Origin of the sequence: Methylobacterium endophyticum (assembly GCF_050591105.1) — a bacterium.
Lineage (GTDB): Bacteria > Pseudomonadota > Alphaproteobacteria > Rhizobiales > Beijerinckiaceae > Methylobacterium.
The window spans coordinates 64,663-87,771 of record NZ_JBNHES010000018.1; the positions used below are offsets into that span (position 1 = coordinate 64,663).

The 23,109-nt window shown below is 71.1% G+C and carries 24 protein-coding genes; 13 read left to right on the top strand and 11 right to left on the bottom strand.

From position 1 onward, the window contains the following. The first annotated feature begins 115 nt into the window (after nt 1–115). From ACP56T_RS18245 to fae, 3 genes are all read left to right on the top strand, one after another. A complete protein-coding gene (locus tag ACP56T_RS18245) occupies nt 116–1,024 on the top strand; it encodes an ATP-grasp domain-containing protein (protein WP_430913575.1) in 909 nt (302 codons plus the stop codon). A 5-nt stretch (nt 1,025–1,029) separates the two neighbouring features. After that, nucleotides 1,030–1,863, top strand: a complete 834-nt coding sequence (locus ACP56T_RS18250) for a triphosphoribosyl-dephospho-CoA synthase (protein ID WP_430913576.1) — start codon at nt 1,030–1,032, stop codon at nt 1,861–1,863. Between the two features lie 250 nt (nt 1,864–2,113). Next, a complete protein-coding gene (fae, locus tag ACP56T_RS18255) occupies nt 2,114–2,623 on the top strand; it encodes a 5,6,7,8-tetrahydromethanopterin hydro-lyase (RefSeq protein ID WP_430913577.1) in 510 nt (169 codons plus the stop codon). Between the two features lie 141 nt (nt 2,624–2,764). Here the strand turns inward: fae and ACP56T_RS18260 are convergent, their stop codons facing one another. Further along, nucleotides 2,765–3,493: a HisA/HisF-related TIM barrel protein gene (locus tag ACP56T_RS18260; RefSeq protein WP_430913578.1), complete on the bottom strand. Its 729-nt coding sequence runs from the start codon at nt 3,491–3,493 to the stop codon at nt 2,765–2,767. On the opposite strand from ACP56T_RS18260, the gene ACP56T_RS18265 reads away from it, so the two are divergent. Both ACP56T_RS18265 and ACP56T_RS18270 read left to right on the top strand, forming a co-directional pair. Further along, nucleotides 3,486–4,571 (top strand): hydantoinase/oxoprolinase family protein, encoded by a 1,086-nt coding sequence (locus ACP56T_RS18265; RefSeq protein WP_430913579.1) that lies wholly within the window; start codon nt 3,486–3,488, stop codon nt 4,569–4,571. The two genes, ACP56T_RS18260 and ACP56T_RS18265, sit on opposite strands and share 8 nt — an antisense overlap. Further along, complete coding sequence (locus tag ACP56T_RS18270; RefSeq protein ID WP_430913580.1) at nt 4,568–4,756, top strand: hypothetical protein; 189 nt, start codon at nt 4,568–4,570, stop codon at nt 4,754–4,756. Before ACP56T_RS18265 ends, ACP56T_RS18270 begins: the two co-directional genes overlap by 4 nt. 70 nt (nt 4,757–4,826) lie before the next feature. Here ACP56T_RS18270 and ACP56T_RS18275 read toward each other — a convergent pair whose 3' ends face one another. The 7 genes from ACP56T_RS18275 to ACP56T_RS18305 are packed head-to-tail and all read right to left on the bottom strand — an operon-like array spanning nt 4,827 to nt 10,365. Continuing rightward, on the bottom strand, nt 4,827–5,807 hold the full coding sequence (locus ACP56T_RS18275) for a YncE family protein (RefSeq protein WP_430913581.1): 981 nt from the start codon (nt 5,805–5,807) through the stop codon (nt 4,827–4,829). Next, the gene (locus tag ACP56T_RS18280) at nt 5,807–6,337 is read right to left on the bottom strand and encodes an SRPBCC family protein (protein WP_430913582.1); all 531 of its coding nucleotides are present in this window, start codon (nt 6,335–6,337) and stop codon (nt 5,807–5,809) included. Before ACP56T_RS18280 ends, ACP56T_RS18275 begins: the two co-directional genes overlap by 1 nt. Before the next feature lie 17 nt (nt 6,338–6,354). Next, nucleotides 6,355–6,966 carry a DUF447 domain-containing protein gene (locus ACP56T_RS18285; RefSeq protein ID WP_430913583.1) on the bottom strand — a complete coding sequence of 204 codons (612 nt, stop codon included), beginning with the start codon at nt 6,964–6,966 and terminating at the stop codon, nt 6,355–6,357. 5 nt (nt 6,967–6,971) lie between these two features. Next, nucleotides 6,972–8,465, bottom strand: a complete 1,494-nt coding sequence (locus tag ACP56T_RS18290) for a DUF6513 domain-containing protein (protein WP_430913584.1) — start codon at nt 8,463–8,465, stop codon at nt 6,972–6,974. Then, complete coding sequence (locus ACP56T_RS18295) at nt 8,462–9,052, bottom strand: amino acid kinase family protein (protein ID WP_430913585.1); 591 nt, start codon at nt 9,050–9,052, stop codon at nt 8,462–8,464. Before ACP56T_RS18295 ends, ACP56T_RS18290 begins: the two co-directional genes overlap by 4 nt. Next, the gene (locus ACP56T_RS18300) at nt 9,049–9,792 is read right to left on the bottom strand and encodes a (5-formylfuran-3-yl)methyl phosphate synthase (protein ID WP_430913586.1); all 744 of its coding nucleotides are present in this window, start codon (nt 9,790–9,792) and stop codon (nt 9,049–9,051) included. The genes ACP56T_RS18295 and ACP56T_RS18300 overlap by 4 nt, the downstream gene beginning before the upstream one ends. 48 nt (nt 9,793–9,840) lie before the next feature. Further along, complete coding sequence (locus ACP56T_RS18305; protein ID WP_430913587.1) at nt 9,841–10,365, bottom strand: DUF3280 domain-containing protein; 525 nt, start codon at nt 10,363–10,365, stop codon at nt 9,841–9,843. A gap of 256 nt (nt 10,366–10,621) precedes the next feature. Between ACP56T_RS18305 and ACP56T_RS18310 the strand changes: the two genes are divergently transcribed. The 8 genes from ACP56T_RS18310 to ACP56T_RS18345 all read left to right on the top strand — a co-directional run bounded on the left by ACP56T_RS18310 (nt 10,622) and on the right by ACP56T_RS18345 (nt 19,277). Next, nucleotides 10,622–11,866 (top strand): ABC transporter substrate-binding protein, encoded by a 1,245-nt coding sequence (locus ACP56T_RS18310; protein ID WP_430913588.1) that lies wholly within the window; start codon nt 10,622–10,624, stop codon nt 11,864–11,866. A gap of 195 nt (nt 11,867–12,061) precedes the next feature. Next, nucleotides 12,062–13,018: a YVTN family beta-propeller repeat protein gene (locus ACP56T_RS18315; protein ID WP_430913601.1), complete on the top strand. Its 957-nt coding sequence runs from the start codon at nt 12,062–12,064 to the stop codon at nt 13,016–13,018. 47 nt (nt 13,019–13,065) lie between these two features. Next, nucleotides 13,066–13,500, top strand: a complete 435-nt coding sequence (locus ACP56T_RS18320) for a cupredoxin domain-containing protein (protein ID WP_430913589.1) — start codon at nt 13,066–13,068, stop codon at nt 13,498–13,500. A 167-nt stretch (nt 13,501–13,667) separates the two neighbouring features. After that, nucleotides 13,668–13,907 carry a hypothetical protein gene (locus ACP56T_RS18325; protein WP_430913602.1) on the top strand — a complete coding sequence of 80 codons (240 nt, stop codon included), beginning with the start codon at nt 13,668–13,670 and terminating at the stop codon, nt 13,905–13,907. Further along, complete coding sequence (locus tag ACP56T_RS18330; protein WP_430913591.1) at nt 13,904–14,659, top strand: ABC transporter ATP-binding protein; 756 nt, start codon at nt 13,904–13,906, stop codon at nt 14,657–14,659. Before ACP56T_RS18325 ends, ACP56T_RS18330 begins: the two co-directional genes overlap by 4 nt. Before the next feature lie 196 nt (nt 14,660–14,855). After that, entirely contained in the window at nt 14,856–15,749 is an 894-nt protein-coding gene (locus ACP56T_RS18335) for an ABC transporter permease (protein ID WP_430913592.1), read from the top strand. Between the two features lie 5 nt (nt 15,750–15,754). Continuing rightward, nucleotides 15,755–16,399, top strand: a complete 645-nt coding sequence (locus ACP56T_RS18340) for a hypothetical protein (protein ID WP_430913603.1) — start codon at nt 15,755–15,757, stop codon at nt 16,397–16,399. Between the two features lie 307 nt (nt 16,400–16,706). Beyond that, on the top strand, nt 16,707–19,277 hold the full coding sequence (locus ACP56T_RS18345) for a TonB-dependent receptor domain-containing protein (RefSeq protein ID WP_430913593.1): 2,571 nt from the start codon (nt 16,707–16,709) through the stop codon (nt 19,275–19,277). Nucleotides 19,278–19,504: 227 nt separating this feature from the next. Here ACP56T_RS18345 and ACP56T_RS18350 read toward each other — a convergent pair whose 3' ends face one another. The 3 genes from ACP56T_RS18350 to ACP56T_RS18360 all read right to left on the bottom strand — a co-directional run bounded on the left by ACP56T_RS18350 (nt 19,505) and on the right by ACP56T_RS18360 (nt 23,067). Beyond that, nucleotides 19,505–21,034 (bottom strand): undecaprenyl-phosphate glucose phosphotransferase, encoded by a 1,530-nt coding sequence (locus ACP56T_RS18350; protein WP_430913594.1) that lies wholly within the window; start codon nt 21,032–21,034, stop codon nt 19,505–19,507. Nucleotides 21,035–21,174: 140 nt separating this feature from the next. Further along, nucleotides 21,175–22,380 (bottom strand): glycosyltransferase family 4 protein, encoded by a 1,206-nt coding sequence (locus tag ACP56T_RS18355; RefSeq protein WP_430913604.1) that lies wholly within the window; start codon nt 22,378–22,380, stop codon nt 21,175–21,177. A 129-nt stretch (nt 22,381–22,509) separates the two neighbouring features. Further along, nucleotides 22,510–23,067 (bottom strand): polysaccharide biosynthesis/export family protein, encoded by a 558-nt coding sequence (locus tag ACP56T_RS18360; protein ID WP_430913605.1) that lies wholly within the window; start codon nt 23,065–23,067, stop codon nt 22,510–22,512. Between the last annotated feature and the right edge of the window lie 42 nt (nt 23,068–23,109).

A 23,109-nucleotide genomic window follows, 5' to 3' on the forward strand; every position in this document is an offset into this window, starting at 1 on the left:
CGGGGAGGAGCCGGAGGTGGGGGTGGCGCCAAATGAGGCGGTGCCTCCTGAACCACCCCCACCCCTAGCCCCTCCCCACAAGGGGGAGGGGAACGCCGGACGATCACGGACACCCATGCGCATCGGGCTCGCGGCCGATAACGGCAACTGGCACAAGGGCCGCCTCCTGGCGGCGCTCACCGGGCTCGGGGTCGAGCCGGTGCTTTTTTCCCTCGCCGACGTCGCGGTCGTCACGGGCGGGGCCGAGCCTCTGCGCGTGCCGGGCTTTCCCGACCGGCTGCCCGACGGGGTGCTGCTGCGGACCATCGCGGGGGGCACCTTCGAGGCGACCACCATGCGGCTCGGCGTGCTGCATGCGCTGGTCTCCGCCGGCACCACGGTGTGGAACTCGCCCACCGCCATCGAGCGCTCCGTCGACAAGGCGGCCACCAGCCTGATGATCGCGCGGGCCGGCCTGCCGACGCCGGAGACCTTCGTCTTCTCCAAGCGCGAGGCCGCCGCCGAGCTGGTGGCGCGGGAGGCCCGGCCGGGCCGGCCCCTCGTGCTGAAGCCGCTGTTCGGCTCGCAGGGGGAAGGGCTCCAGCTCATCGAGGCCCCCGAGGACCTGCCCCCCGAGGAGGCGGTCTCCCGCGTCTATTATCTCCAGCGCTACGTGCCCCGCCGGGACGGGCTCTGGCGCGACTACCGCGTCTTCGTCTGCGAGGGCCGGGCGATCGCCGGGATGATCCGCGAGGGCGACGGCTGGATCACCAACGTCCATCGCGGGGGCAGGCCGCTGCCCTGGGCGATGCCGGCCCGCGCCGCCGAGCTGGCGGAGGCCGCCGCCGCCGCCATCGCCGTCGACTATACCGGCGTCGATCTCGTCGAGGACGGGGAGGGCGGCTTCTCGGTGCTGGAGGTCAACTCGATGCCGGCCTGGTCCGGCTTGCAGCAGGTGACGCAGACCGACATTGCCGGCGCCGTGGCGCGCGGCTTCGTCGCCGCCGTGCGCGCCGCCCGGCCGCCGCGCCTCGTGGTGGCCTGAGCCCCGTGCCGGCGCTGCCCCCGGCCCTGATCGAGACGCTCTACCGCGCCGCCTGCCTCGCGGAGCTGGATGCGCTGAAGGTCGGCAACGTCCACGCCTATGCCGCCGGCCACCGCATGCAGGTGTCGGATTTCGTGACGAGCGCCGAGGTCTCCGCCCCCGCCCTGGCGCGGGCGGGGGCCCGCGTCGGCGAGCGGGTGCGCGACGGCGTCGCCGCCACCCGCGCGGCGGTCGGCCAGAACACCAATCTCGGCATCCTGCTGCTCTGCGCGCCGCTCGCCCTGGCGGCCGAGCGCGGCGTTCCTCTCGCCAGCGTCCTCGACGCCCTCGACGCGGATGACGGCGCGGCGGCTTTCGAGGCGATCCGCCTCGCCGCGCCCGGCGGCCTGGGGGAGGCCGGGCGCCACGACGTCGCCGCCCCCGGCCGGGCTCCCCCCTTGAAGGAGGCCATGGCGGAGGCGGCGCCCCGCGACCGCATCGCCCGCGCCTACGCCACCGACTACGAGGATCTGCGCCGGATCGGCGCCGGGGCGCTGGCCCGCGCGCGGGACGACGGTCTGGCGCCGCCCTGGACGACCACGGCCGTGCATCTCGCCTTCCTGACCGCGCTTCCCGACAGCCACATCGCCCGCAAGTTCGGGGCGGCGAAGGCGGAGGCCGTGCGCGACGCGGCGCGGGCGGCGCTGGCCGGCCTCGATCTGCGGGAGCGGCCGGTGGAGGCGCTCCTGGCGCATGACGCCCTGCTCAAGACCGCCGGGCTCAACCCCGGCACCAGCGCCGACCTGACCGTGGCGACCCTCTTCCTCGACGCGCTCTCGGGCAGCGGCGCGGCGCTCTGAGGAGCGGACCGCATCCACGCTCCGGCGGCCCGAAAAGTCCTGGAGCCGGCTCCCGAATCGGCGCGATCATTTATCGAGATCGGGCGGGTGAGCGGGTTGTTCGGCGCAGGGGCCCGCTGTAGGGTCCGCGCCGCTATCCGGGCTAACCGGTTCGGTCACTCGATCCGAACGTCGCAAACAAGGATGGCCCGCGGCCGAGCCTGCTCCTGGGGCGGCCACAACGATATCGAGCAGCAGGGAGAGACCCCTCATGGCGAAGATCAACAAGGTTCAGGTCGGCGAGGCCCTCGTCGGCGACGGCAACGAGGTCGCCCATATCGACCTCATCATCGGACCGCGCGGTTCGCCGGCCGAGACGGCCTTCTGCAACGGCCTCGTGAACAACAAGCACGGCTTCACCAGCCTGCTCGCGGTCATCGCGCCGAACCTGCCGTGCAAGCCCAACACGCTGATGTTCAACAAGGTCACCATCAACGACGCCCGTCAGGCCGTCCAGATGTTCGGCCCCGCCCAGCACGGCGTCGCCAAGGCCGTGCAGGACGCCGTCGCCGAGGGCATCATCCCCGCCGACGAGGCCGACGACCTGTTCATCCTGGTCGGCGTGTTCATCCACTGGGAAGCGGCCGACGACGCCAAGATCCAGAAGTACAACTACGAGGCCACCAAGCTGTCCATCCAGCGCGCCGTTGCCGGCGAGCCCAAGGCCGCGACCGTGACCGAGCAGCGCAACTCCGCGCAGCACCCCTTCGCCGCCAATTAGATCGGGGACGGTCCTGGGCAGAGCGCGCCTCCGCCCGCACCGCGGGGCCTGCTTCAGCGACTGGCCTCCATCTTCCTTGGACGGTAGGGACTAACGAACGGGGCGGCTTCGGCCGCCCCGTTTTTCATGGGCCTCAGATTTTCATGGGCCCAGCAGATGTCCGGCGCGCAAGGCTCCGTCGTGGATGGCGGAGGCCACCAGCGCCCCCGACGCCCCGGCGAGACGCGCCGCGCGCAGGTCCTCCGGCCCGCGCACCCCGCCGGCCGCGTAGAGGCGCGCCCGCGGCGACAGGGCCCGCGCGTGCGCGAGCGCCGCGAGATCGGGACCGCTTCCCGCCCCGACCCGGCCGAGGGTCATCACGATCACGTCGTCCGGCCAGTCCCGCGCCCCGTCATGCAGTGCGGCGGGACCGAGCCGCTCCTCGCCCCGGCTGTCGAGGGACAACACCGCCCGCGCGCGGTAGCGCCGGACGAGACCGCCGTCCGACTGGCTCTCGCTGCCGATCACCGGGCGCCCGAGCCCGCTTTCGAGGAAGGCGGCAAGCCCCGGCGCGTCGTGGAACCCGGCATCGACCCAGAGGGCCACGCCCGGACAGGCATCGCGGACGGCGCGCAGGGAGGCGAGGTCCGGCGGCGTCCCGTCGATGATCGCGTCGAGATCGGCGACGTAGAGGATGCCGGCCGGCAGGGCCGCGATCAGCCCCGCCGCCACCGCTCCGGGCGAGGAGCCCTTTGCCAAGGGGGTCTCGATCGGTGCATAGGCGTCGCGCGCGCCGTGCCGCGCCCGGACGACCTGCCCGCGCCGCAGGTCGATCACCGGGATCACGGCGAAGCCGCCATCCGTCCCGCCCTCGGAGAATGCCTTGTCCATCGACGCCACGCCCGTGCCGGACACGGTGATCGGCTGGGACCTCGGGGGGGTCCATGTCAAGGCGGCCCGCGTGGTCGGGGGCCGGGTGCGGGAGGCGGTGCAGGCGCCCTGTCCGCTCTGGCGGGGGCTTCCCGCCCTCGACGCGGCGCTGGCCGCGCTGCCGGACTGGGCCCGCGCTCCGGCCGACCACGCCGTCACCATGACGGGCGAGCTGACCGACTGCTTCACGGATCGCGCCGACGGCGTGGCGCGCCTCTCGGACTGGGCGGCCGCGAATCTCGCGGGCCGGGTGCGCATCTATGCCGGACGTTCCGGTTTCGTGGCGCCGGCCGAGGCGGAGGGCGCCAGCGCCGACATCGCCTCGGCCAACTGGCACGCCACCGCCGCGCTGACCGGGCGGCACCTGCCGGATGCGCTCCTGGTCGATATCGGCTCCACCACCGCCGACCTGATCCCCGTCGTCGCGGGCAGGCCGGCGGCCACCGGCTACAGCGACGCCGAGCGCCTGGAGACAGGGGAGCTCGTCTATACCGGCGTGGTGCGCACGCCCCTCCTGGCGCTCGCCGACCACGCGCCGTTCCGGGGGCGCCGGACCCGGCTGATGTCGGAGACCTTCGCCAACATGGCCGATGTCTACCGCCTCACCGGCGACCTGCCCGAGGGCGCCGACCAGCAGCACAGCCCCGACCTGAAGGGCAAGTCGCCGACCGAGACCCGCACCCGCGTCGCCCGCATGATCGGGCGCGACCTCGGCGAGGGGAGCGAGGCCGAATGGCGAGCGCTCGCCGCCCATTTCGCCGAGGCGCAGCTCCGGCTCCTGTACGACGCGGCCGCGATCCTGCTGTCCCGGCCGGACCTGCCGGAGGACGCGCCGCTCGTCGCCTGCGGCGCGGGCGCCTTCGTGGCGGAGCGGCTCGGCCGGCGTCTCGGGCGCCGGGTCGTCGCCTTCACCGACGCGATCGCGGAAGGGCTCGACGGACATCCGGCCTGGGCTTCCACCTGCGGACCGGCCGTGGCACTGGCCCTGCTCGCGGACAGGCACCGCACCCCATCCCACCGGCACGGAGCGCAGCCATGAGTTCGGCCCGACGTCTGACCCGTTTCCTGGCGAGCCGGTCCGGCCGCGACATCGAGCTCGCCCTCGCCACGGAGACGGGTGAGACCTTCAAGGTGATCGCCACCGCCGACCAGATCGACCGGCTCGTGGACGAACTCGAGGACATGCTCAATTCCGGCGACGACGAGCCGCCGGAAGACGACTGAGCCGGCGAGATTCAGTGCTTCGCCGGCTGTCCGGACGGAGAACCGCGATCCACGTCTCCTGGACAGCCGGCTATCTCAAAAAGTCGCCGAACGCCCTCGGCCCGTCGTCGACCTTGATCTGGCGCGTCACCGCGAGCGTCCCGACATCGATGACGCTGAGCGTGTTGTCGCCCCAGTTCGTCGCGTAGACGGTGCGGCCATCGGCGGAGGCCGCGATCCCTTCCGGGTGGTCGCCGGTATCGATGGCCTTGAGGGGTTTCAGGGTCGCGAGGTCGAAGGCCGTGACCGTGCCGGAATACTGGTCGGTGACGAAGCCGCGCCCGCCGGCCAGCGCCACGACATAGGGCCGGTCGCCGGATGTCACCCGGCCGATCTCGGCGCCCTTGGCGAGGTCGATCACCGAGACGTCGTTCGATTCGACATTGGCCGTGTAGGCGCGCATCGCCCCGGCATCGAGGGCGATGCCGAACGGGTGCTTGCCCACCGCGATCGTCCGGACCTCGCGCCGGCTCTCGATGTCGACCACCGAGACGGTGTCGCTCTCGCGGTTGGCCACGAGCAGCGTCCTGCCGTCCGGCGCCACGGCGAAGCCCGAGGGCGATTGCCCGACCGCGATCTCGCCGTCCTGAACCAGCCCCTCGGGCTTCGGCAGCAGCACGAGCACGCGCTTGGCGTACCAGTCGGCCACGTAGACCGCGCCGGAGACCGGGTTCACGGCGATGCCGAGGGGGCCGCCGGGAAGCGGCAGGGTGGCGCTCACCCTGCGGGCGGCGAGATCGATCACCGCCAGCCCCGGACCGTCCGGCCGGGTGACGTAGGCCGTGCGGCGGTCGGGCGAGAGCGCGACGCCGGCAGGCGCGCCGGAGACCGGGATCGCCGCCACCACCTTGCCGGCGTCGAGATCCACGATGTCGACGAGGTTGGCCACCTGCGCCGTGACCACCGCCTCGCCGGCCCCGGCCGGGCACGGGGCGAGGGCGGCGGCGAGCACCAGGGCCGGAAACAGGGCGAGGAGGCCGGCGCGCGGCCGGCCCCCCTGACGCGCGGGCACTACGAGCCCTTCTCGACCTTCGCCTTCAGCGCGTCGAGGCCGGTGCGGTAGAGGCCCTTCACGGCCTTCTCGGCGGCCTCGTCGTTGAGCTCGGGCGGCGGATCGTTGTTCATGTAGCCGCGATAGAAGGCGCCCCGCCAGGTGACCTTGGTCTTGTCGCCCGCCGGCTCGATCTCGATGGTGGACGAGTAGTTGTTGACCGGCAGAACCTTCACGTCGACCTTGTCGATGCGGTAGAAATAGCTCTGCTTGTCGGCATACTTGTCGAGTTCCTCCTCGACCGTGCCGCCGCCCTTGAGGGTCAGCGTGCGCTTGGCCTTGTTGGGCTCGTTGCCGCCGGTGCCTTCAGTCTTCTCGACGACGGGCAGCCAGCTCATGTCCTGGAAGTTGCCCATCACCGACCAGACCTTGTCGGCGGGTGCGTTGATCTCGACGGTCTCCTGGACCTTGCGGCGGCTCGGCCCGTGGGCATCGGCCGAAAACGACACGAGGCTGAGCGCCGCCGCGGTCGCGAGTGCGAGCTTCTTCATGGTTCGTCCAGTCTCCTTCACGCGCCGCTCGGACGGGCAGCGTCGGGGTTTGCGAGAACGCGGGCGTCGGGCCCGAGGGCGGCGGCGACCTTGTCCTCTATCCAGCCCCAGGCCTCGCGCTCGCGGGGGCCGGCGGTCTTGGATATCGCGATGGCGAGATAGCGCAGCTCGGAAAGGATCTTCTCCGGCGCCAGCATGTGGAGCCGCGTCGAGAGGATCGCCGCCTCCAGCACGGCTCCTTGCGCGCGGTTGTAGCCGATGAAGGCGGAATGCGCCGCCTCGTGGACGAGACGCCCGCGATAGCGCGGCCTCGTCTCGTCCTCCTCGACGCGCTCCACCGCGAACTCGGCATGGCCGAAGCTGTCGGCGAGGCGGGATCCCGCGATGCGCTCGCAAGGGAGCGTCGGCCAGTCGCGCCGCCCGGTGACGGCGCCGGCGATGACGCGGATGTCACGCGGGCTCGACGCGGCGAAGACGGGGTTCGCCTTCAGGTTCTCGATGGTGGGGGAGGGCCGGAACGGCGCCAGCACGGTGCCGCCGTCGTCCTCGCGGATCAGCCCGAAGGGCACGAGATGCAGCGTTCCGTCTGCGGCCGTGGTGGTGACGATGGTCTCGAGGATCAGCGGCACGGCTCTCAGCGCTCCCCGTCCGGCACGAACTGGCCGCAGACGATGCGGCCAGGAACGGGCTCCGGCATCTCAGCGACGGCGCGCGCGTCCCGCGTACCGGGGAGCGGCGCATCGGGGCCGGACTGCTTCGTATGGCCGGCCTTCTTGAAGGCGGTGGTGTCCTCGACCTCGCCGTCGGCGGCGCAGCCCCAATCCAGGGCCTCGTCCTGAACGTAGCGCTTGCCGAGCCGCCAGGCGGTCTCCGCCTTGGTCAGCTCGCCGCCGAGATAGAAGGCGTGGGCGCCGTCGCCCGCCACATCGAGATCGGAGAAGAAGGCCATCGCGTCGGTGCCGACCCTGTGACGATCGCGGTTGTAGACGTGGATGCCGTCCTCGGCGACCGCGATCCGGTAGTTCGGATCGCGGACCTCCGCCGCCAGCGCGGCAATCTCGTCCGCCGTTTGCACGAAGGGGCGCTTGTCGTGCAATGCCAGAAGTGCCCGGCCATAGCCTTTCGGCAGGGCGGCGTCGGCCTTGGCCGCGTACATCACCCGGCGTGCGGCGTCGTGCTCCTCGACGGTGCGGCGGGTGTGGTTCGAGACCTGCACGATCAGCACGTTGCGGATCGCCAGCTCCGAGCAGGCTCCCAGCAACAGCGCCGTGACGCCGAGGCTGTCGGCCTCGGTCAGCTCGGTGAGGTTGCCGGTGCCCATCATCATCTCGATCTCGGGATAGCGGGCGCGGACATCCCGGTAACGCACGAGCGACTCCACGAATCCGAAATGGATCGGCTCGAGGATCGGGTCGGCCATGAAGGGCCGGCCGGCCTTCGCCAGACGCTCGATGGCGCGGTCGAGGGAGGCTGTGTCGTCGGGACGCATCGGCACCAGAACCGGCACCGCGTCAGTCTCGAAGGCGAGGTCGAGGGTCTCCTCGTTGAGGCTGAGCAGGTAGTCCGCCCCCGCCTTCGCGCCACGCGTCAATTCGTCCAGCGAGAAGGAATCGACGCTGACGGTGAGCCCCGCGCGCTTCATCTCGCGCACCGCGTCGTCGAGATGCGGGAACGGCGTGTCGGGCAGGCCGCCGAGATCGATCACGTCGGAACCGCGCCGGGCGAGGTCGAGCCCCTTCGCGACGATCTGATCGACGCTCATCCTCGAGGCGTCGACGATCTCCGAGAAGATGCGCAGGTCATGCTTCGAGAGATCGAGCTTGCGCCCCGCGAGCCCGAGCCAAGTCGGCAGGTCCACGATCTCGTCCGGGCCGCGCTCCACGGGCAGCCCGAAATGCGCGGCGAGGTCGGCCGGGTCGGCGCGGCAGCGGCCGGGCAGCACCACGCGGGTGGCGCCCTCGGGGATCTCGACCCGGCGCTTGATGATCTCGGCGGTCATCAGCGCGGCGACCTTCACGCCCGCGTCGGCGATGCTCCAGGCGAAGCGCTCGGGCGGCAGGGCGGCGGCCACCTTCTCCAGCCGGGCGCGGGCGAGCTTGCCCGTGACGAAGACGAGATGCTCGCTCACGCCGCCTCGCGTCCGGGAGCGGCTGTCACGACGGTCTCCGCGCCGGGCCCGCGCAGGAGGATGCGGCCGGAGAAGCGCGCGGCGAAGGCGGGGAAGGCGGCATCGACCAGCCCGAGCCGGCTCAGGGCATCCGTGCCGGCGCCTTGCGGGGCGTCGACGGATTTCAGCAGCAGGCAAGTCGCGGCGCCGATCTCCGCCGCGAGCCAGAGAGCGAGGCTGTCCGAGGTGACGTCCCAGCGCTCGGGGATATCGGGACGCCCGGTCTTCAGCGCGGCCGGATCCCAGATCGCAGCGACACCGCCCATCGACGCCGGATCGCACAGGACGCGCAGGCGCGGCTCCAGGTCGCAAAAGATCTCGGCCATGCGGCCCATGGCGTCGAGGGCGAGGCGATGGGCGAGGGCGTCGGAGAAGCCGAGATCGGCTTGCGCGTTGCGCACGGCGTCGGCGAAGGGTCCGCCGCCCGGCACGAGGATGCAGGCCCCCTCGCGGCCCTCCGCGCAGGCGCGGAGCACGGCGCGCAGCCGCTCCGGCGCCGCGAGCAGGCTGCCGCCGACCTTGACGACGGTGAGGGGCCGCCGGCTCACGCGGCGTCCCGCCGCCGCAGGGCGCGGAGCGCGGCGGCCGCCTCGCTCACGCGTGCCGGATCGAGAGCGCGCCGCCGGTCGCCGTCCCGGCAGAGCCCGCCGCGAAACCCGAGATAGGCCGGCCCGAGGGCCCCGAGCCCCGTCACGTCACCGACACGGAGCGATCCGGCGAGACCCGAGATCAGCCCCGAGCTCCGGCAGGCGGCGACGAAGCCGCGCAGCGTCGCGGGATCGAGGATGTCGCCGAGCCGCCGGCCGGTCTTGCCGCGCGTGTCGAGCATGGCGCCGGCAAAGCCAGACGCCGCCAGCGTCGCGAGGCCCTCCGGGGGGATGCCGGACTCGGCCGCGTCCTCGGCGAGCAGCACCGCGACGAGCCGGCCCGGCGCGGCGGCGGCGATCCGGCGCAGCGCGCCCGCATCGGCGAGCAGGGCCGGGCTCGCGGCGATCTTGACGTAATCGACGCCCGCCGCCGCCACCGCCGCGACGGACACGGGCAGGCCGCCCTCGCCGTCCCCCGCGACGGCGCTCGTGGCGGCGCGGCCGGCGGTCGCCGAGACGATCGCCGAGACGGTCCCCACCGGCAGCGCGCCGAGCGGGCCGTCGTCGGGATCCTTGGCGTCGACGATATCCGCGCCGCGCGCCGCCGCGAGATCCGCCTCGAGAGCATCGCGCACGCTGACGAGCAGGCGCGGGGGCGGGGCGGCGTCGAGGCGGATCGGAGAGGGGCCGGACGGGAACATGGGCGTCTCAAGGGGCACGGCGCGACGGGCGCGCCCGCTTGTAGCCGATCAGGAGCGTTTGGGCAGGGGCTCGGCGAGCAGGCGGTTCTTCACCACCCAGCGCATGGCATGCGCCCAGGTGTCGTCGGTATCGGCCCGGATCACCACCTGCCCGGCCCGCACGGGCTTGCCGGTGGCGGCGTCCGAGACGGTCACGAACAGGTTGAAGATCTGGTTCGAGCCCTTCTCCACGTAGCCGTTGACGGCGAGATCGGCGCCGAGCGTCCTGGCGATGGCGGGCGCGCAGTCGCATTTGTAGAGCGGGCCCTGCTTGGCGACCTCGGCCGCCTGCGGGGCGGTGTCGACCGGCTCCAGCCCCGCCCCGGCCTGGAGGGCCTTGCGCAGCTCCTCCGTGACCATGGCGAGCCTGCGCTGCTCCTCGGGACGCGCCTTGCGTCCGCCGACGACGCCCGGATCGAGAAGCTCGACGGGAAACACCGCCGCCTTCACGGCCGGCTCGGCGCGGGCGGCGGGATCACCGAGGAGAGGGGCGGCGAGGAGAAGGGCGGCGAGGATCGCGGCGCGTGCGTGCATGGCAGTCTTTCGTCGCCTCCCGTGCGATGGCGGCCCCGTTCGCGGGGCTCGTCGCGGATCCGCCGCGTCTCGCGCAAGGATCGCCCCTACACCTTGGGCGGCGGGGCGAATTGGCAATCGACCGGCGACCCGGCCTGCGCATGCGTCCCGGCGGCGCAGGGGCCCGCGCGCGACGCCTCGGCACCCGTCAGCCCTTAGATTCTCCTTAGCTTTCCGGCGTTGTGCGCGGAAGGGATGCTGCTAGCGTGCCGACCGCATGCGCTCCTCGCTCAAGACCTCCGCCCGCCTCGTCTCGGCGCTCCTGGCGCTGTCGGCTCTCCCGGTCCCGCCGGCCTCCGCGCAGGAGCCGGCGGCCAAGGCCGACCCGGCGCCGCCCGCGCCCGCGCCGTCCGAGACGCCGATCGGCCTGATCTACCGGCCGCAGCCCTCGCCCTCCTCCTACGACGCCGAGGCTCCCCCGGAGGACGAGGGGCTCGCCGGCGCCCGCATGGGCATCGCCGACAACAACACCACCGGCCGCTTCACCAAGCAGACCTACGCGCTCGACGCCGTGGCCCTCGGCGAGGGCGGACCGGGCGCGGTGGACGCGGCCAACAGCCTCGTCTCGAAGGGCATCAAGTTCCTGGCGCTGGCGCTGCCGGCGGACGAGGTGCTGGCGGTCGCCGACGCGGTGAAGGGGCAGGGCGTCGTCGTCTTCAACGCCGCCGCCCCCGACGACCGCCTGCGCGGCGCCGATTGCCGGCAAAACGTCTTCCACATCCTGCCGAGCCGGGCCATGCAGACGGACGCGCTGGCGCAGTTCTTCACCTTCATGCGCTGGCGCAAGCTCTTCCTCATCGTCGGGCCGAACCCCGCCGACAGGCTCTACGCCGACGCCTGGAAGCGCTCCGCCACCAAGTTCGGCCTCAAGATCGTGGCCGAGAAGCCCTGGACCTTCGGCCCGCTCGCCCGCGCGAGGGGCGACACGCCGACGCGGGCCGAGGCGATGATCTTCACGCGCGGCATCGACTACGACATCGCCCTCGTCGCCGACGAGGCGGCGGACTGGGGCGACTACGTGCCGTTCCGGACCGTCGACCCGCGCCCCGTCGCCGGCACGCAGGGGCTCGTCGCCACCACCTGGCATCCGACGCTGGAGACCTGGGGCGCGGCACAGGCGCAGAACCGCTTCCGGCGCCTCGCCGGACGCCTGATGCGGCCCCTCGACTATCAGGTCTGGGCGGCGATCCGCACGGTGGGCGACGCGGCGACCGCCAGGAAATCAACGGACGCGGCGGCGATCGGCCCCTATCTCACCGATCCCGCCTTCAGCCTGCCCGCCTACAAGGGCGTCTCGCTGAGCTTCCGGCCCTGGGACCATCAGCTGCGCCAGCCGATCATCGTGGTGCAGCCGAAGGCCATGGTGACGGTGACGCCGGAGCAGGGCTACCTGCACCAGCGCACGCCGCTGGACACCCTCGGGATCGACCTGCCCGAGACCGCCTGCAAGATGCCACCGTAAAACGCCGGACCGGGCGCCTGCGGCAATGGCGAGCCCCTTGCCAAAAGGTCGATGCCCTCGCAACACGCGGCGGACGCGCTACAACGGCGGAAGACCCTGCGGCACCAATGCGGGGCGCGCCAGGGAGGATGAGGAATGAGCGGCAGCGTGGACTCGCGCCCATCGGAACCCGGCTGGCTGCGGCCCGGCATCGGCATGGCCGTGCTGGCGGCGGCGCTCCTCGGGGCCGCCGCCCCGGCCTGCGCGCTCACTGCCTACGTCTCCAACGAGAAGGGCAACTCCGTCAGCGTCATCGACGTGGAGACGCTCGCCGTCACAGCCACCTGGAAGGTCGGGCGGCGCCCGCGCGGCATCACCGTGAGCAAGGACGGCAAGGAGCTCTACGTCTGCGCCAGCGACGACGACCGCATCGACGTGCTCGACACCGCCACCGGCAAGACCCTGCGCTCGCTGCGCTCCGGCCCGGACCCGGAGCAGTTCATCCTCGATGCCTCGGGCAACCCGCTCTACGTCGCCAACGAGGACGACAGCCAGGTCACGATCATCGACATCGAGAAGAACAAGGTCCTGGCCGAGATCCCCGTGGGGGTCGAGCCGGAGGGCATGGGCCTGTCGCCGGACGGGAAGATCCTGGTCAACACGTCCGAGACCACGAACATGGCCCATTTCATCGACACCAAGACCTTCCAGGTGATCGACAACGTGCTGGTGGACGCGAGGCCCCGCTTCGCCGAGTTCACGGCGGACGGCAAGTTCCTCTGGGTCTCGGCCGAGGTCGGGGGCACGGTCTCGATCATCGATGTCGCGGCGCGCCGCGTCGTGAAAAAAATAACCTTCAAGATTCCGGGCGTGAACGACGAGGCGATCCAGCCGGTGGGCATCCGTATCGCCAAGGACGGCGCGAAGGCCTTCGTGGCGCTCGGTCCCGCCAACCGGGTCGCGGTGGTGGACGCCAGGACCTACGAGGTCGGCAAGTACCTGCCCGTGGGCCAGCGCGTCTGGCAGCTCGCCTTCACGCCGGACCAGAAGATGCTGTTTTCCACCAACGGCACCTCGAACGACGTCTCGGTGATCGACGTGGCCGCCGAGAAGGTGGTCAAGAGCATCCCCGTGGGGCTGCTGCCCTGGGGCGTGGCGATCTCGCCGCAGTGACGACGACCGCCCGGACAAGGGCAGCGACCATGGGAGGACGGATCACGATGAGGCGCATTCTTCGGCCGCTGGCGCTCGGCCTCGCGGGGCTGCTGGCAGTGGCCCCGGCCTTCGCCCTCGATCTCACCAAGAAGCGCGAGAACCTGCCCGATCTCGTCCTCGGCAACGAGGACGGCAACGACTTCGTGGTCGAGAACAAGGACATCGAGCTCGAATCCGGGCGTGCCTACCGGCTGCGGATCGTCGCCAAGGGGCGGCAGGAATACAAGTTCTACGCGAGCGAGTTCTTCCGCTACATCTGGCTCAACCAGATCGTCATCAACCATCTGGAGATCCACGGCGGCGGCCCGCCAGACCATCTCGAATTCGACGATCCGGGGGAGATCGCCATCGAGTTCGTGGCGATCAAGCCGGGAAGCTACACCTGGGCCGCCCGCGGACTGGAGTCCAAGGGCATGACCGGCACCATCACGGTGAAATGATGCGTCCTTTTCGTTTTCGCCGCCTCGCACCTCTCCCTCTCCCCCCTGCGGGAGAGGGTGGGCCTCGCGTGAGCGAGGGTCGGGAGAGGGGAACGCCCTCTCCGGCAACGTCGCTCCCCTCTCCCGACCCGCTGCGCGGGCCACCCTCTCCCGCAGGGGGGAGAGGGATCGCGGGCGTTCTGCTGCTGACGGCGCTCCTCGCCGCCTCGCCCGCGCTCGCCGACGACAAGGCCGCCTGCGCGGAGGGGATCGCCATGATCGAGGGCGAGATCGCCAAGGCGCCCCCCGCACCGGTGCTGGACAAGCTGAAGAAGGCCCTCAGGGTCGCCAAGCGCGAGCAGGGCGAGGGCGAGTTCGACGAGTGCCTCGACGCCGTCTCCGACGCCAAGAGGGCGCTCCCGAAATGAGCGATCCGCAGCCTGCCTCGCCCGCGCTGGAGGTGGCCGGCCTGGGCCACCGCTTCGGCGCGCGCGCCGCGCTCTCGGACGTCTCGATCACGGTCGGGCGCGGGCGCTTCATGGCGCTGCTCGGGCCGAACGGCGCCGGCAAGACGACGCTGTTCTCGGTGATCACCCGCCTCTACACCAACCAGGAGGGCAGGGTCGCGATCTTCGGGCACGGGCTCGATCGGGAGCCCTCCCGCGCGCTCGCCCGGCTCGGGGTGGTCTTTCAGGCGCGCACGCTCGATACCGACCTCACCGTGGAGCAGAACCTGCTCTACCACGCGAGCCTGCACGGCATCGCCCGCAAGGCCGCCAAGGCGAGGATCGCCGCGCTGCTCGACCGCGTCGGCCTCTCCGAGCGCCGCGACGACAAGGTGCGCACGCTCTCGGGCGGCCAGTCGCGCCGCATCGAGATCGCCCGCTCCCTGGTGCACGAGCCGCGCCTCCTGCTGCTCGACGAGCCCACCGTCGGGCTCGACCTCGAATCGCGCGCCGACATCGTGCGCATCGTGCGCGCGCTGGTGCGGGAGGAGGGGCTCTCGGTGCTGTGGGCGACCCATATCTTCGAGGAGATCGAGGCCGGCGACGACGCCGTGGTGCTCCACAAGGGCCGCATCGTCGCGCGCGGGCAGGCGGGGACCATCGGCGCGCCGGGGGAGGGGCTGGAGGCCGCCTTCCGCCGCCTCGTCGCCGAGCCCGGCAAGGCCGCCGCGTGATGGCCGCTGATCGACATCGCGCGGATCATCCCTCCCCCCTCTGCGGGGGAGGGTGGCCCGCGAAGCGGGTCGGGAGAGGGGAGCGACCTTTCCGGATATCGCGTTCCCCTCACCCGACCCTCTCTGACGCGAGGGCCACCCTCTCCCGCAGAGGGGAGAGGGAGAGCGTGCATCATCCGTTTATGGGCTGCCTCCTATGACCACGCCCACAACCCTCGCGCCGACGACCTCGGCATCGCGCGAAAAAAAGTCCGCGCCCCATCTCGGCCGGCTCGACGCGGTCGGCTACCTGATCTGCCTCGGCGGCATCACGCGCCGCGAGCTGCTGCGCTTCTTCAACCAGAAGGAGCGCTTCTTCTCCGCCCTGGTGCGGCCGCTGGTGTGGCTGTTCATCTTCGCGGCGGGCTTCCGCAACACGCTCGGCGTCTCCATCGAGCCGCCCTACCAGACCTACGTGCTCTACGAGGTCTACGTGGTGCCGGGCCTCGCGGTGATGATCCAGCTCTTCAACGGCATGCAGTCCTCGCTCTCCATGGTCTACGACCGCGAGGTCGGCTCCATGAAGGTGCTGCTGACGAGCCCCTATCCGCGCTGGACGCTGCTCTTCGCCAAGCTCATCGCCGGCGTCACCGTCTCGATCGTACAGGCCTACGCCTTTCTCGCCGTTGCGTATTTCTGGGAGACCGACATCCTGCCCATCGGCTACCTCGCGGCTTTGCCGGCCTTCCTGGCCTCGGGGCTGATGCTCGGTGCCATCGGGCTGTTTCTGTCCTCCCTGGTCCGGCAGCTCGAGAACTTCGCCAGCGTGATGAACTTCGTGATCTTCCCGATGTTCTTCGCCTCCTCCGCCCTATATCCGCTCTGGCGGATCCGGGAGGCGAGCGAGACGCTGTACTGGATCTGCGAGATCAACCCCTTCACCCACGCGGTGCAGCTGGTGCGCTTCGCCCTCTACGGGCAGTTCGAGCCGCTGGCCTTCGCGGTGGTGGCGGGCACCACGCTCGTATTCTTCGCGGCGGCCGCCTTCGCCTACGATCCGGGCCGGGGCATCATGGCCCGGCGCGGCGGCCCGGCGAGTGAGGCGCCATGACCCGGATGACCATGACCCCGTTGCGCGCCTCCATGTCCGCCCTCGCGGGCCTCGTTCTCCTCGCGGCGCCCGCGCTCGCCCAGCCCAAGGCGGACCCGGACTGGCCCTGCGTCCAGCGCAAGGTCGCGACGCTGAGCCCCGGCCAGTTCTGGACGGGGCCCGACATCGCCGCAGCCGGCGAATGGGGCGACGATTCCGAGGCCGCCCAGCTCGCCCGGAAGATCGCCTCGCGCCGCACCGAGCTGTCCGAGGTCGATCCGCTCCTCGACGCCTTCGCCGAGAAGGCCGGTCCCGACCGCGACAAGCGCCTGACGCGGGTCTTCGCCGGGGTGTTCGAGGTCGTCAACGGCGAGCGCGATAAGGTGATGGGCGGCATCGGCCGCTACGCGCAGGGGCAGCGCCGCATGGCCGAGCGCATCCGCGAGGAGGCCGACAAGGTCAGCCAGACCAAGGACGCCCCGAGCGCCACGGACGCGCGCGACATGCCCAAGGAGCAGTCGGAGCTGGAGACCCGCTTCAACTGGGACCGTCGCATCTTCCAGGAGCGCAGCCACTCCCTGCAATATGTCTGCGAGGTGCCTCAGTTGCTGGAGCAGCGCCTGGGCGAGCTCGGCCGCAGGATCCAGGCCCGGTTGCAGGCGAAGCTCTGAGCCGCGCGGAACGGTCCCGAATCGCGCGAGGCGGGGCGATCAAGGCCGTCTCGGGCGAGGATCGCGGCATTGCGCAATGATCCCGGACAAAATTGCGTAACATTCCCTAAATCACTGAAAGGTATAGATAAAACAGTTGCGGCCCGGCCACGGTCTCTTACGAACTCCTGAGGTTCCCGCAGAAGCTGCATAATCCTGCCGCTCGCCGATTGTCCGTCCCCGTCCTCCCCCGCATGACTGGTGTCCAAGCTCCGCGATAAGGGGTTGGGCCATGAGGGGTCGGGTCGTGTCGAGAATGAGTTCGGGAATGGGTACGGGGACGCTTCGCGCAAGCCTGATCGCGTCGGTGGCGCTGCTGCCCTGCACGGCCTTCGCGCAGAACGCGGTGACGCTCGGCGAGCTCAGCGTCGTCGCCACGACGCCGGTCGGCGGCGGCGGGACGTTCGGCGGCACCAGCCTGCCGACGGTGGCCACGCCGGTTCTCGGCCCGCGCCTGCGCGGCGGCGCCCAGCCCCTCGACAAGATCCCGAGCACCGTCGAGACCGTCACCGCCGCCGATCTCGAGGCGGATCGCGGCAGCTTCAACGCGGTGGCGACCCTCGCCCGCAAGACGCCGGGGCTCAACCTCTCGGACTCGCAGGGCAACAACAACCGCGTCGACGTGAACTATCGCGGCTTCACCGCCTCGCCGGTGCAGGGCGTGCCCCAGGGGCTCGCCGTCTACCAGAACGGCGTGCGCATCAACGAGGCCTTCGGCGACACCGTCCAGTTCGACCTGATCCCGTCCTCGGCGATCCAGCGCATCGACGTCGTCACCGGCAACCCGGTCTTCGGCCTCAACGCCATCGGCGGCGCGGTCAACATCCAGATGAAGAACGGCTTCACCTGGCAGGGCACCGAGATCACCGCGCTCGGCGGCTCGGACGGCCGCATCGGCGGCTCGCTCGAATACGGCAAGGTGATCGACAACTGGAGCTTCTACTTCAACGGCGACGGCATGAACGACCGCGGCTGGCGCTACCAGTCGCCGAGCACCATCGGTCGCATCTATTCTGACCTCGGCTACCGCACGCCGGATTCGGAGTTCCACGTCATCGCCAACGTCGCGCGCACCTTCTTCGGCGCCGCCGCCGCGACGCCCGTCGACTTCACCCACACCGACCCGCGCGCGATCTTCACCTATCCGCAGACGACGACCACCGAGATGGGCACCCTTCAGGTGACCGGCCGGGTCGACATCTCGCCCACCTGGGACCTCGCCGGAAACGCCTATTTCCGCCGCTTCAGCAACACCTATGTCGACGGCAACGACGGCAACTTCGAGGGGTGCAGCGGCCAGGGCTCGGCCGCGCTGCGTCCGTTCCTCTGCCTGGAGGACGACGGCTTCCGGCGCCCTCCGAGCGGCACCGCCGCCCGCCGCGCCTTCCAGGATTCGCTCCTGCTGACCGGGCCTGACGGGTTGCCGATCAGGAACTCCAACGTCCCCTACGGCACCATCGACGTCACCAAGACCGAGGCCACCGGCTATGGCGGCTCGTTGCAGGCCGCCAACCGCGACAAGGTCTTCGGGCTCGCCAACAGCTTCGTCGTCGGCGGCAGCATCGACGTCGCGGAATACACCTTCAAGTCGTCCAGCACGCTGGGGATCATCAACCCCGACCTGTCGGTCACGACGAACCCGAACACGCTCTTCAACGGCGTCGTGCCCGGCCTCGGCACGCCGCTGCTGCGCACGGCCGGGGCGCTCGGCATGGCGCCCTCGAACGCCACCGGCACCAACCTCTACATGGGCCTCTACGTCACCGACACGCTCGACCTGACCGACCGGCTCTCGCTCACCGCCGGCGCGCGGCTGAACTTCGCCCGCATCTCCACGGTGGATCAGACCGGCTTCTCGCCGGACGTGACGGGCACGCATTACTTCAACAAGATCAACCCGGTCGCCGGCCTGACCTACAAGATCACCCCCGGCCTGTCGCTCTATGGCGGCTACTCCGAGTCGAACCGCGCGCCGACGCCGCTCGAGCTCGCCTGCGCCAACCCGAACCGGCCCTGCCTGCTGCCGAACTCGCTCGTGGCCGATCCGCCGCTCAAGCAGGTCACCGGCCAGACCTACGAGGTCGGCTTCCGCGGCACGATCCCGAACTTCTACGACGGCGGCCTCGTCAGCTATAAGATCGGCGCCTTCCGCACCGATCTCGCCAACGACATCATCCAGCTCGCCACCCCCGGCAACGCGGCGCGCGGCTACTACGTCAACGTGCCGGCCGCCCAGCGCCAGGGCATCGAGGTCGGCGGCGAGTACACGCGCGGCGACCTCTCGGTCTACGCCAACTACGCGCTCATCGACGCGACCTTCCAGTTCACCGGCACGCTGTCCTCGCCGAACAACCCGCTCTCGAGCCCCGGCACCAACCCGACCGCCACGGCCTTCAGCGTCCCCGGCGGCGCCATCACCGTGCGGCCGGGCAACAAGGTGCCGCTGATCCCCGACCACCAGATCAAGGCCGGCTTCGACTACATGGTCCTGCCGGGCTGGCGCTTCGGCATGAACGTGCAGGCCTTCTCCTCGTCCTACTACCGGGGCGACGAGTCGAACCTGAACCCGAAGCTGCCCGCCTATTTCGTGCTCGGCCTCAACACCAGCTACCAGGTCACGCCGCAGCTCCAGGTCTTCGGCCTGATCACCAACCTGACGAACAACAAATACGCCAATTTCGGCACCTTCGCCGAGCGCGGCAACGTGGTGGGCAACCTCGCCATCAACGATCCGCGCACGACGACCCTGGCGCAGCCGCTCTCGATCTACGGCGGCATCCGCTACGCCTTCGGCACGGCGCCTGCCCCCATGCCGGAGCCGATCATCCGCAAGTACTGAGCGGCGCCCCGCCCCGGCGGGAACCGCAGGTCGGACACGAGAAAGGGGCGCGGACCGATAAGGTCCGCGCCCCTTTTTCTTTCCCGTATCAGGAGGTTGGCCTTCGACCTTGACGATGGCCGCGAACGCCGGGCCCGCGCCGCATCCGAGAGGGATGTCCAAACGCGAGAAGGGACGGCCTCACCCAGGAGACCGCCCCTTCGTCCTCCGGCCCAGGTCCGAAAAAATCAGTACGCGTTCTGGGTCTTGAACAGGGCGAAGGGCGTCGCGATCAGGATCTTGATGTCGAACAGCACCGACCAGTTCTCGATGTAGTAGAGGTCGTGCTCGACGCGGCGCTGGAGCTTCTCCGAGGTGTCGGTCTCGCCGCGCCAGCCGTTCACCTGGGCCCAGCCGGTGATGCCGGGCTTGACCCGGTGGCGGGCGAAATAGCCGTCGACCACCTGGTCGTAGAGGGTGTTGGCCGCCTTCGCCTGGAGCGCGTGGGGGCGGGGGCCGACGAGGGAGAGGTCGCCCTTCACCACGTTGAAGAGCTGCGGCAGCTCGTCGAGGGAGGTCTTTCGGATGAAGCGGCCGACCGGGGTGACGCGCGGATCGCCCTTGGTGACGAGTTGCGCGGCGCCGCGGTCGCACTGGTCGACATACATCGAGCGGAACTTGAAGACCTCGATCAGCTCGTTGTTGAAGCCGTGGCGCTTCTGCCGGAAGAGGACTGGGCCGGCGGAGGTGAGGCGCACGGCGAGCGCCACGCAGAGCATCACCGGCGACAGCGCGATCAGCGCGAGGAGCCCGACGAAGCGGTCGAACACCGTCTTGGCCACCACGTCCCAGTCGGCGATGGGCTTGTCGAAGACGTCGAGCACCGGCACCGAGCCGAGATAGGAATAGGCGCGCGGGCGCAGGCGGAGCTTGGCGGTATGCGCCGAGAGCCGGATGTCGATGGGCAGCACCCAGAGCTTGGCGAGCATCTGGAGGATGCGCCCCTCCGCCGAGATCGGCAGGGTGAACACGATCAGGTCGAGGCGGCTGGTGCGGGCATAGGCGACGAGATCGCTGACATTGCCGAGCTTCGGATAGCCGGCGACCACGTCGGAGGCGCGGATGTCGCCGCGATCGTCGAAGACGCCGACGATGCGGATGCCGCTGTCGGCCTGCGCCTCGAGGGAGGCGATCAGCTCCTCCGCCGCCGTGCCGCCGCCGACGATGGCGGTGCGCCGGTCGAAGCGGCCCTTCGCCGTCTGGCGCGCGATGACGCGCGCGACGAGGCAGCGGCCGACGACGAGGACGGCCAGCCCGGCGCCGTAGAGGCTCGCGAGCCAGAGCCGCGAATAGTCCCCGGCGACCTTGGCCATCACCATGGCACCGGCGACGAGGAGGAAGGCGAGCGTCCAGGCCGCGGCGAGCCGCAGGCCGCCCCGGAAGGGATCGCGCAGGATCGCGAGCCGGTAGGTCCCGGCGAGCTGGAACAGGGTCACGGCGAGCGCCGGCAGCCCGAGGATGGCGGCGAGATAGGCCGCATCGAGCGGCGCGGCATCCCGCAGCAGGATCTGGTGGAGCGCCAGCGCCAGCAGGGCCATGGCCACGAACTCGGCGGCACGCACGCCTCCGGCGAGCACCACCGTCGAGATCGGCCCGGCCGGGCGCGGCGGGGCCACGGCCTCAGCCACGGGCGCCTTGCCAGACGGCGCGTCGAGATGAGGGGCCGCCACCGGCTCGGACGCGACTTTGAGGAGATCGCGGACGTCGAACGCGCTCATGGACCGTTACTTCCGACTTCGGGAGCGGCTGCCGGACGGCCCCGAGCAGTCCGATCCACGCCGACCGATACGGCGATCAGGATCGCAGAACGGCCTCTCCGAATGCTTAAGTCGCGCCGGCCCGGACCGTGCGGATCGTGTCAGACAGCCTCGGCGGCGGCCGAGGGGCGCGGAAGCGCCGCCGCGACGGGCCGGATGCCGGAGCCGGCGGCGGCATAGCCGGCGATCACGTCCGCCCCCATCCGCTCCAGCGAGAAGCGCGCGCGCACGGATTCGCTGAGCGCACGGAAGCGGGCGCGGGTGGCGGCGGGATCCTCGTCGAGGATCGCCCGGATGGCTCGGGCGAGGGCGTCCGCGTCGCGCGGCGGCACGAGGTCGGCGCTGTAGGGGCCGAAGATCTCCGGCACGCCCCCGACATTCGTCGCCACCAGCGGCTGGCCGGCGGCGGCGGCCTCCAGCACCACGTAAGGGAGGGACTCGGCGAGCGAGGGCACCACCATGATGCGGCCGCGCGCCAGCACGGGGCGGATCGGCTGCGCCGGCTCGAAGGCGACGGCTCCGGCGATGCCGAGGGCATCGGCGGTCGTGCGCAGGATCGCCTCGTCGGGGCCCGATCCCACCATCAGCAGGCGTAGCGGATGCCCTTCGGCGTGCAGCCTGGCCAGCGCGTGCAACAGGAAGGGCAGGCCCTTGGCCTCGCGCAGCTCGCCCAGGTAGAGCAGGTCGTAGGGGTCGGCGGCGGGCGCGACAGGCTCGAACTCGTCCTTCGAGAGGCCGTTGAGGACGATCCGGCTCAGGCGGGGCATGCCGCCGGCATAGGCCGCGTGGCGCCCGGCGACATAGGCGCTCTCGAACAGGAAGACGTCGGTGCGCAGGGCCAGCATGCGCTCGATCGCCATGTAGCAGCGATGCATCGCGCTGCCGGGCCGGTAGTTGTAGCTGCCGCCGTGGGGCGTGTAGGCGCGCACCACCTTCTCGCCGGCCACGCAGGCGAGACGGGCATAGAGGCCGCCCTTGGCGCCGTGGCCGTGGAGCACGGTGGCGTCGGCGCTCTCGGCGCGGCGTGCCACGGCGCCGAGTGCGGCGAGATCGCTCGGATGCGGGTTGCGGCGCATCGGCACGCGCCGGACGCCGAGCGCGAGGCAGGGGGCGAGCTCGGCCAGCGCCCTGGCGCCGCGTTCCCCGCCCGTGCTGGCGTCGCAGACGATGCCGACCTTGTGCCCGGCCGCCGCCTGCAAGCGCGCCAGATCGACGACGTGCCGGAACAGGCCGCCGACGGGGGCGCGGAAGACGTGCAGGATGCGGTGGACGGGTTCGGCCCCGGACGGGCCGGTCTGCGACGCGATCACGATGGGCTCCGGGCGGGGTTGGGCCGGAGCGGAGTCTTGGGCGCGCGGGATTGCCGAACGGGTTAAGGCGCCGCGCCCGCCACCGGAATTCCCGGCGACAGGGTTAGGAGGCCCCTAACGGAACGCTCAGAAGAAGCGCTCCTTGACGACGACGGTGTCGCCCGGCCGCACGGGATAGGTCATCGGCACGATGCCGTTGACGAAGCCCTGCGGCCCCTCGCGGGTCAGCACCGCGTAGTCGCGCGCCGCGCGCGGTCCGAAACCGGCGGCGATCGCCACCGCCGTCTCGACGGTCATGCCGTTCACATAGGGGTACTGGCCCGAGGTCGTGACCTCGCCGAGGATGTAGAAGGGCCGGTAGGCGTCGATCTCGACGGTGACGTGCGGCTCGCGCACGAAGCCGCCGGCGAGCTTGGCCTCGATGGTCTTCTGCGCCTGCGCCGTGGTCTGGCCGCCGATGGAGACGGTGCCGATCAGCGGCATGGCGATGCGGCCGCCGCCGTCGACGGCGTAGATGTTCGAGAGGTTGTCCTGGCCGAACACGATGACGCGCAGCTTGTCGCCGGCCGACAGGGTGTAGCGTCCGCCGATTGATCCGGTCGAGCTATGCGGGAGATTGGGTGACGACGGTGTGTTGAAGGCGGCGTATCGAGGCGGGTGTCGAAGCCTGCCAGAACCTCTCAGCGAGAGCGATACGCCATGGAGACACCTACCAACATCGTCCGG